Here is a 9,314-nt window from a genome sequence, read left to right as displayed (position 1 = left end):
TCCATATTGATGAACCCAGCGCATAATCGTTGTGTGAGTAATGGATAAACCTCTTTCTTCCATCATTTCCACTAGGTTTCGAAAGCTCAAATTGTACTGTAGATACCACCTTACTGTTAATAAGATGAGTTCAGGCTGATAATGCTTCCATTTGAACAAATTTTCCTTTTCCATACTGGTTACGCACCTTTTCTAGAGTAGTAATATCAGTATGTCCAAGTTTAAGAGGTTTTTTGCACCAGAATCCGAAAAAGTTAAGATATTGACCAATTATAAAGAAAAAGACTCCTCAATTCGGAGCCTTTTTTAGCTGCTATAAAAGTATGGGTATACTATTTGAAAAGTAATAATTTAGGATTCATGCACATATAGGATAATTTTTTTCGAATTTATAGTAGTTCTAAAAATTATATAGCTTTAATGACAAATTGAGATTGAGGTATATATAATAATTGAGCTGTTAAGGAAGTTGTTGTGTTAGCAAAAGGCAATGATTCCTTATAAGGAAATTTATTATACACTATTTCATTAATCTCAAAAGTCTTATACAATTTTTTAAGGATTTTTTGAGAAATTTTATTTGTACAAGCAGCAATAAAATCAAAATCTCTTGTACTTATTTCTTGAATAGCATGTGAAATAAGAGTAGTGACTACCCCACTGCCCATCCAATCTGGATGACAAGCGCCCATATCTAGATAGACTAATCTTTCTTTATCTAAATTTGAAAACTCAATTGATTCCGTTTCTAAAGTATCTAAGAGTAGAAAAATGGGATCCATTTGTGGACACAGTTCACTCGCTTTATCTTTATCTATTAATGGTTGAGTTACTTTTCTTGTTAAAAGAACACCAACAATTTGAAAGTTTTCTATTGCTACAAATGACATAGATTGAGATACAGCTTGTTTTACCATTTCCTCGCACATTTTGTGAAAAGGAGCAAAAGGAATTTGTAAACTGCTTACAAGAGGTTCGTTATTCACAAAAGAATGTGCAATTAAATGTGCTGCATCTTTCACGTGGTGTGTATCTAGTAGCTCTATATTCATATATTTTTCCTCATTTCTTAATATAGATAGTGGTAAATTGAAATTAGATATTGATTAAAAGGGATTGGAAATTTTATTTAATGTAGTTAAGTTTAAATATTAAAGCGCTAACAAATAAGGTTATTAAACATATGAATAAATCTGTTTAGTAGCAATCGATACATGTTTATGAAGAAATGCTACAATCTCATCTAAACATTCAACATTTGTATATGGCGAGATAGAAAAGAATTTTAATGTAGAAATTGGTTTTCTGTCACAACTGTTTATTACATCTACTACACAAGAACGAGTTGTATCGCCAAAGAATATTTGATCACGATTTTTTCCTAGGTAATTAAATAGTTCTATATTTAACCGATTTGTATCCTCAATCTCTTCTTGTGTTGCGAGACCTGTACGCTCCTTTTCCCAATTTACCTGGCCATCTCCATTCATATAGAAACGAAATGTTGTAATTGGTCCATAAGTAAAATCATTTGTTATTGCTACTTGAGGAAGAGCCTTGCGCAATTTCTCCCTAAATAATAGATTTACACGAACATAATTTGCTAATAATTTTTGATATCCTTCAATTCCAAAGGCTAATAAATTTATATACATCGGAATAGAACTACCAGCTCGTGAACATTCTAAGGTATAGCCTGTATGATAACTGCCATATGATCTATTACCAAGATAAGGTGTGTCATTTTGTTCGATGTCCATAAGTTGTAAGTCAGTATGATTTTTCACGATTAAAATACTTGAAGTATAAGGTGTTTGTCCTAATTTATGAAAATCAAAACATACACTATCTGCAAGAGACATATATTGCATTTTCCCTTGAACGAGTTGTAAGGCATCTTTCACATTAGGTTCAAATGAGAGTGGATTTTCTTCAAAGTTATAATTATTAAAGAAACCATAGAATCCGCCCATTGCAGAATCTGCATGAATATAAATAGGTTTTAATTTATATTTTTTCTGTATTGATTCAGCACTATCTTTAATTTTTTCTATATCATCAATTGTAAATGTATCTGTTGACCCCATAGTAGCTAGAATATAAAGGGGGATACCTCCGTTTTCAATAACATTTATCATTTTATCCTCTAAATCTTCTATATCCATAGAATTTGTATAAGGGTCAGTTTTCACTTTAATTAGGTGATTTGTCCCAATGCCAGTTGCTTCAGCTGACTTTAATAAACTATAGTGTGCATTTTCAGAAGCAAAGCAATATACATTTTGTGGAACACCGTGTTCCTTTGCTAATGGAAATTGTTTAGCAATCGCTAAACGTAAGCTTGAAAATACACATCCTTGTCCACCCCATGTTGTATAACCACCGCTATTATGCGGATTATAACCGATCAGTTTTGAAAGCATGGATACAACTTTTACTTCTGCTTCAGCTGCCCCAGGGCCATATACATCCCAAACGCCATTACCATTTAAAAGCGCCATGGTCATTGTACCTAATAGTGATGGAATACTTGGTAGTGGTACAGCGTTAGACAAATAGTATTTATTGGGATAAGGATGACCATTCATAAATTGGTTTAGTTCTTCCATAACCTCAGACATAGCAATTCCAGCCAGTGGTATATGACTTTGGTGAATTAAGTTATTGTAATATCCGTCTGATTTTTCCTCACAGTTACCTAAAGATGCTCGATCTTCATTTTTTAATCGGCTAAGATTTTCAACTATTTTTTGCATAGATTCTAAAAAAAGCTTTTGTTTTTTTTCATTTCCATCAGCGCTCGGAAATAGATTCAAAATATCTTGCATGTGGTCACTTCTCCTTGTGAAAATATGGATTTTTATTTTACCTAGTTAAATATACGAGTGAAATGATTTGTGTTTATCCTTTAGAATGTGTATGAATCAGGAGCTGTTTAGAAAAAAATGTAATTCCATAGAAAATTATATGAATTCTGGAATTTAAAGTAAAGGAAAAATTTTTTGATTAATTTTAAAAAGTAATTGCGATATAATGAAGTTGCTAAAAATTTTTCTGAATTAATTATTTATTCTTCAGTATTACAAACTTTATTAAATTTAAATTGTGCCCTAGCAGATATTCAAATAACGTAATAGATATTTGAATATAATGAAAAACGCCTTATAATGTAGTTTAAGGTTCTGTTGCAAAGTTTCCGAAGACATAAAGAGATGGGGAATATTGTGGGCCAGTTTTATGAAACTATTAATAATGGTTCTGGTACAAAAAGATAATGAAGAGTAAAAAGAATGATTCATTCCTAACGGAATGACTGCTTATGCGGTAAGGCCAAAGAGAATATTAATCAGTTGTATCTGCTTTTGGACAGACTTTTCCCCATGGAAAGTGTGTCCTTTTCTAATATTTATGAATATTTTCAGTGTACACAATGACAGTATTTTTTGCACCAGAACCCCTGAAGGCATACAACTAAGGCAAGTTAGATATCTCAATAATATAGTGGAACAAGATCATCGTTTTATTAAGAAACGTGTTCGTTCTATGTTAGGGTTCAAGTCTTTTGGCGCAGCTACATCCATTCTTGCAGGAGTGAAAGCTATGCATATGATTAAAAAAGAACAGATTGATTTACGGGAGCAGTCTGTCCAAAACCAGAAAGAATTCATCCATCGATTGTTTGGGCTTACAGCATAAAATAGAATTCCGCTAGAAATATATGAGCTATATTATCTTTTATTTTATCTTTGCACCAGAACCAAATTAAATATACGTGTATATTTGGGCCTCTATCTAATTAACATTTCGTTATATTTATATTAATTATTACAAAACAAAAGAACACTCAACATGAGTGTTCTTTTGTTTTGTTCTCGCGTATTGAGATGACTGTTTCAAAATCTCGTTTGGGGACTTGATTTTGACAAATTGTTACTGCACTTATAGGTTAACATTATAAAAATAGATTGTAAATTAAGAATATTCATACGGAATTTTGTTAATGTTCAGTATAGATATTTATCACTATGGCTACAGGAAATATAATTTTGCTATGTTGAAAGTGGTCATCTAACTAAAGGATACGTTCTTGGTACCTGTACTTTGTGCGGGAATCTTTCATAAAGAAAAAACACCTTTACCAGTACATTTCTTCGACTTTATAGTTGCTTTAATATTTATGGGTGTTGCAACAACCGTAAAAGAACAAAAGAACAAAAGAAAATAAGAGTGTTATTCTTTTTTTGTAAGAATCATTAAAATAATGTTTTTTAAGAGATTTAGGAAGAATATCTAGTTTTTGCAAAGGCAGTTATTTGCTAACCGGAGAATGTGAATAAATAGAAAATGGGATTTGTTTATCGAAAAGTATTTTTATTGTTAAACAGGCATGTCAAAGTGCTCAGGAATATATTTCTCAATAATGAAATGAGCTAATCATATGAAATATTAAAAAATATTTGTTTATAATAGACTTTAAATTAAAAGGTCAATCAAATATTAATTTAACTTTGTTAATGAGTTTGAAAGGAGCGAGTATTATGGCGAATGTACTTGTAATAAATTTTCCTGGAGAGGGGCATATCAACCCGACATTAGCAGTTGTAAGTGAATTAGTACACAGAGGAGAAAAAGTTGTTTCGTATTGTATAGAGGACTATAGAAATAAAATTGAAGCAACCGGTGTGGAATTTCGAGCATATGAAAATTTTCTCCCACAAATCAATATTATGAATCGAATTAATGAAGGAAATAGTCCTGTCGAAATGTTGTCCAATATGATTGCAGCTACAGATCGTATTGTAAACCAGATTCTAGAGGAAATAAAGGAAGAACAATATGATTATATTATATATGATAATCATTTCGCAGTAGGTCGCATTATAGCAACTGTTTTACAGTTACCTAAAATTTCTTCTTGTACAACATTTGCTTTTAATAATTACATCACTTTTAATGAAGAATCTGAATCGAGAAAAGTAGATGAAAATTCTCCATTATATCAATCATGTTTATTAGGAATGGAACGATGGGAAGAGAAGTATGGGATTAAGTGTAATAACTTGTATGATATTATGAATCACCCTGGAGATATTACGATAGTATATACATCTAAGGAATATCAACCGTTTTCTCAAGTATTTAATGATTCTTTTAAATTCGTTGGGCCATCAATTGCAGTACGTAAAGAGGTAGGAAGCTTTCCAGTTGACATTTTAAAAAAGAAAGTTATTTTCGTTTCCATGGGGACAGTCTTTAATGAGCAACCGGATTTATATGAGAACTGTTTTGAAGCATTTAGAAATATGAATGCAATGGTCGTGTTAGTGGTCGGGAAAAGGATAAATATAGACCAATTTGAAAATATTCCAGAGAATTTTAAAGTGTTTAATTATGTACCTCAATTAGAAGTATTACAGCATACAGATGTATTTGTTACACATGGTGGTATGAACAGTTCTAGCGAAGCGTTATATTATGGTGTCCCGTTAGTTGTGATTCCAGTTACAGGGGATCAGCCATTAGTCGCGAAACGAGTCACTGAGGTGGGAGCCGGAGTTCAGCTTGATCGCAGAACATTAACTCCTGAAATGCTGCGTGAAGCAGTAGAAAAGGTAATGAATGATAAGGAATTTAAAGAAAATAGTCGTAAGATTGGAGAGTCTTTACGTGAATCTGGTGGCTATAAACAGGCAGTTGAGGAAATTGTAAAGTTCACTTCCAATTGTCGTGTGTAGACAAATAATGTAACAAGAAACTTAAAATGACAACTAGAAATCTACTCTAATAAAAATATATAGAAATGGAGAGATTTTTTATGTCAAAAGCGTTGATTATAAATTTTCCTGCAGAAGGTCATATCAATCCTACAATTGGTCTTGTTAATGAATTAGTGAATAGGGGAGAAGAAGTTATTTATTATTGCGAGGAAGAATATCGCCATAAATTAAAGAATATAGATGTTGAATTTCGAAACTATGGAGATTACTTAAAAGAAATTAATTTAAAAAATAGAATGAAGGACATGTTTCACCCTTTACAAATGATGTATAGATTTTTAAGGGTAACAGAGAATGCCATCCCTTTTCTTTTAGAAGAAATTACTCGTGAAAAGTATGATTATATGATCTATGATCAGCATTTTCTTTTAGGCAGAATTCTTGCTGAAATGTTACCTATGCCTACAATTGCATCCTGTACAACATTTGCTATGAATAAAGAAATGTTGGAGGAAATTCCACTGGGAAACATCGAATCTAATCCTACTTCACCATTGGTTGAGGAATGTCAAATGATTGTAAATAGAATTAGTGATCGTTATGGGGTGAATGTTGATTCATTAGAGCAACTTTTTCATTATGAAAGTGACATGACATTAGTTTTTACTTCTAAATATTTTCAACCTCATGCTCATTGTTTTAATCATACCTTTAAGTTTATAGGACCTTCTATCACTTCACGGCAGGAAATAGTAGAATTTCCTCTTTATAGGTTAGACGGAAAAGAGGTTATTTACATTTCGATGGGAACAGAGTTAAATAAACAGCCGGAATTTTATGAGAAATGTTTGCATGCATTTAAAGAATTTAATGGAATAGTTGTAATTTCTGTAGGTAAGGAAATAGAGATGCGACGTTTTCTTAATATGCCACCCCATTTCATTATTCGTCCTTATGTTCCACAGTTAGAGGTTTTAAAATATACAGATGTCTTTATTACACATGGTGGTATGAATAGTGTAAGCGAAGGATTATATTATGACACGCCTCTTGTTGTTTTACCAATTACAAATGATCAACCTTTTGTAGCAAAAAGAGTCGAGGATTTAAATGCTGGTTTGACTTTGGATTATACAAAAATTACATCTGATTTATTGAAAGAAACGGTAAGGAATGTACTTAATAACAAAACTTATAGGGAAGGAAGCAAAATAATTGGTCAGAGTTTACGTGAAGCAGGTGGATGTAAGAAAGCAGTTGATGCAATATTTCAGTTTAAAAGAGAATTTTTGTCTAGTTCCCGTGATAAATGAATTGACGATAAGTACTTTGAGCTATACTCATTAATAAGAGTTGCGAAAGACATATATCGATATAACTCTTCGGTGAATAAAGATAATTCGTGTTTTTGATGCAAGTCCATAAAAAGCACGTCACTCTTACTCATTAACATAAGAAGATAGTAACGTGCTTTTAACTTTGAATATATTCTAAATACTTAAGGTGATGGATGTGAGGTAGCACATCATGCCTATCAGCCTATCAGAAAAGTTTGCCACATCGCTATCCAGCTAACAAAACAAAATTCCCCTAAAATGAAAAAATACGCTATTCTTTCTGTAGAATCATAGGAAAGGATGGCGTTTTTGTATGTCAATTTCTGTATCAGATGAATTAGGGGTACGGAAACGATTCAGGGAATGAGGTGCCACTCTGGCATTTACTTACAGAACGATTTGAGGAATGCTCTGACATATCTAAATCTTCCCTATTTAAATTTACAAAAGAAGAGTCCATTTTGGATTTTTCTTTTTATATGTTCGTAAAGGTATACCTTTACAGATATATAGAAAACTAAAAAAACCACGTCTATAAATGTTGATTTTTAATTTTACAGACATCTGTTTATTTTATATACCTTTACAGACATTATTGATGTAATTACCAGTGAGGTGTGGCATATGAAACATAAAAAATTTGGATATGTACGAGTTTCAAGTAAAGATCAAAACGAAGAACGACAAATTCAAAATATGAAGGATCTAGGGATAGAAGATCGAGATATTTTTCATTGATAAAGAATCTGGAAAAAATATGGAGCGAGAGAATTAACAAATGCTAAAGCGTCTTGCTCGTACTGGAGATACCATTGTATTTGATTCCTTAACAAGACTTGGGAGAAATATGAATGATACATTAGAAGAATTTAGGTACTATGAAAAACATAGAGTAAATTTACAATTTATAAAGGAACCATATATTAATGTCAATTACACTGGAGAAAGTACAAATGATGTCATTCAGAGTGCGATTCAAAAAGCAACTCTTACAATATTATCAGCCTTTGCAGAAAAAGAGCGCATTGATATTAAACAACGTCAAGCTGAAGGAATTGCTCTTGCCAGAAAACAAGGTAAACGTTTAGGACGTCCGCCTGTCGAAATAACAGAAGAATTCACGGATGCTTACAAGGAATGGGAATCCGGTTCAATTACAGCAGTAGGAGCCATGAAAAAGTATGGCATCAAACGTTCTTCATTTTATAAACTTGCTAAACAATATGAAGAAAAAATAAAATAATAATCTGTCTTATTAACATTATCTTAAAGTTAAAGGTAAAGGACTGGAATAAGAAAATAGATTAATTCATAGGGAAGATGCAATGATGAACCAAAAAAAGTTAGAAATGGCTTTTAAAAGATATAGCAAAAATTTTGTGGATGGAATCAAATTTGAAGATGTTAAAGATAAATATAATGTCAGTAGAAGAAAGATTGAGAAAATCGTTGAGCAAAATGAAACAGAGAAAGATCACATACTATTAATAAATCTAAGCAAAATTTCCTCATATCACTTGTCACTATGGAAAAACGATGTATTGATCAGCGGTGGAAACAATGTAGAAGGATTAAAGAACATGCAGAAAGTCTTATTTTACCAGTGCATGGGACAGGATCTCTATACAATCAGGTATCCTGGGATGATCTTGGAATATTCGTTTAGCGAAGTCGTCCTCACATTAGTTCATTTTGCAATGTATGGATGGGAGAAAGAAGAAAATATATTATATGATTTTATGGCTCATCACTTCGGTGGACATTTAATAAATGCCAATGAAGAGGATAGACATATTTGGTTTTTGCTAGAGCTGTATTTGCAGTATAAAAATAAAACCATCATGGGAACGAATGAAAAATTGCATCTAGCCGCGAAAAATAAGTTTAAGGAAGCTGAACTGCGATGCGACTTAATCCCTGAAGACCTGAACATTTATGATGAACTGCTGGGACGTTGGTCGACTGGTGATTTAGAAGAAATAGAACATCTAATTTCGATAATGTCTCAGTATCATTCTGCATTAGCTTCTGAAATCGGACAGCTAGGTGAATTTGGCGATTTCAGATACGGATTTTATCCTTTTGAAATCTTATTCTTGATCCATGTAAGGAAACAACTAGGGTTGCCAGTACCTACTCAAATCGATAATTTTCTGATGAATACTCCAGAAGCGAAAATGGTATTTGGAGAACGTGAGCCATACCCTGAATGGGACCCCGTGCTTCAGATGATCGATCAATTTTATCGTAAAAACTACCT

At 32.2% G+C, this 9,314-nt stretch carries 5 protein-coding genes and 4 pseudogenes; 5 read left to right on the top strand and 4 right to left on the bottom strand.

Annotated elements, in window-relative coordinates; genetic code table 11:
* The 4 genes and pseudogenes from BPMYX0001_RS32550 to BPMYX0001_RS35100 form a co-directional block, all read right to left on the bottom strand.
* Positions 1-174, bottom strand: a pseudogene (locus tag BPMYX0001_RS32550) (IS6 family transposase); the annotation flags it as partial.
* A 233-nt stretch (positions 175-407) separates the two neighbouring features.
* The gene (locus BPMYX0001_RS28525) at positions 408-1,052 is read right to left on the bottom strand and encodes a hypothetical protein (protein WP_003204295.1); all 645 of its coding nucleotides are present in this window, start codon (positions 1,050-1,052) and stop codon (positions 408-410) included.
* Positions 1,053-1,175: 123 nt separating this feature from the next.
* Positions 1,176-2,828, bottom strand: a complete 1,653-nt coding sequence (locus tag BPMYX0001_RS28520; RefSeq protein WP_006097621.1) for a pyridoxal phosphate-dependent decarboxylase family protein — start codon at positions 2,826-2,828, stop codon at positions 1,176-1,178.
* Between the two features lie 489 nt (positions 2,829-3,317).
* A pseudogene (locus BPMYX0001_RS35100) lies at positions 3,318-3,401 on the bottom strand (IS6 family transposase); the annotation flags it as partial.
* A 55-nt stretch (positions 3,402-3,456) separates the two neighbouring features.
* Between BPMYX0001_RS35100 and BPMYX0001_RS28515 the strand changes: the two are divergent.
* The 5 genes and pseudogenes from BPMYX0001_RS28515 to BPMYX0001_RS28495 all read left to right on the top strand — a co-directional run.
* A pseudogene (locus BPMYX0001_RS28515) lies at positions 3,457-3,696 on the top strand (DDE-type integrase/transposase/recombinase); the annotation flags it as partial.
* Between the two features lie 842 nt (positions 3,697-4,538).
* Entirely contained in the window at positions 4,539-5,735 is a 1,197-nt protein-coding gene (locus BPMYX0001_RS28510) for a macrolide family glycosyltransferase (RefSeq protein ID WP_033799547.1), read from the top strand.
* An 80-nt stretch (positions 5,736-5,815) separates the two neighbouring features.
* On the top strand, positions 5,816-7,030 hold the full coding sequence (locus BPMYX0001_RS28505) for a macrolide family glycosyltransferase (RefSeq protein ID WP_033799546.1): 1,215 nt from the start codon (positions 5,816-5,818) through the stop codon (positions 7,028-7,030).
* Positions 7,031-7,678: 648 nt separating this feature from the next.
* Positions 7,679-8,297, top strand: a pseudogene (locus tag BPMYX0001_RS29855) (recombinase family protein).
* An 82-nt stretch (positions 8,298-8,379) separates the two neighbouring features.
* The coding region (locus BPMYX0001_RS28495) for a hypothetical protein (RefSeq protein WP_033799545.1) at positions 8,380-9,314 on the top strand (935 nt) is incomplete at its 3' end.

Source organism: Bacillus pseudomycoides DSM 12442 (assembly GCF_000161455.1).
Lineage (GTDB): Bacteria > Bacillota > Bacilli > Bacillales > Bacillaceae_G > Bacillus_A > Bacillus_A pseudomycoides.
The sequence above is the reverse complement of the archived record's forward strand: the minus strand, read 5'-3'. Positions and strand labels throughout refer to the sequence as shown.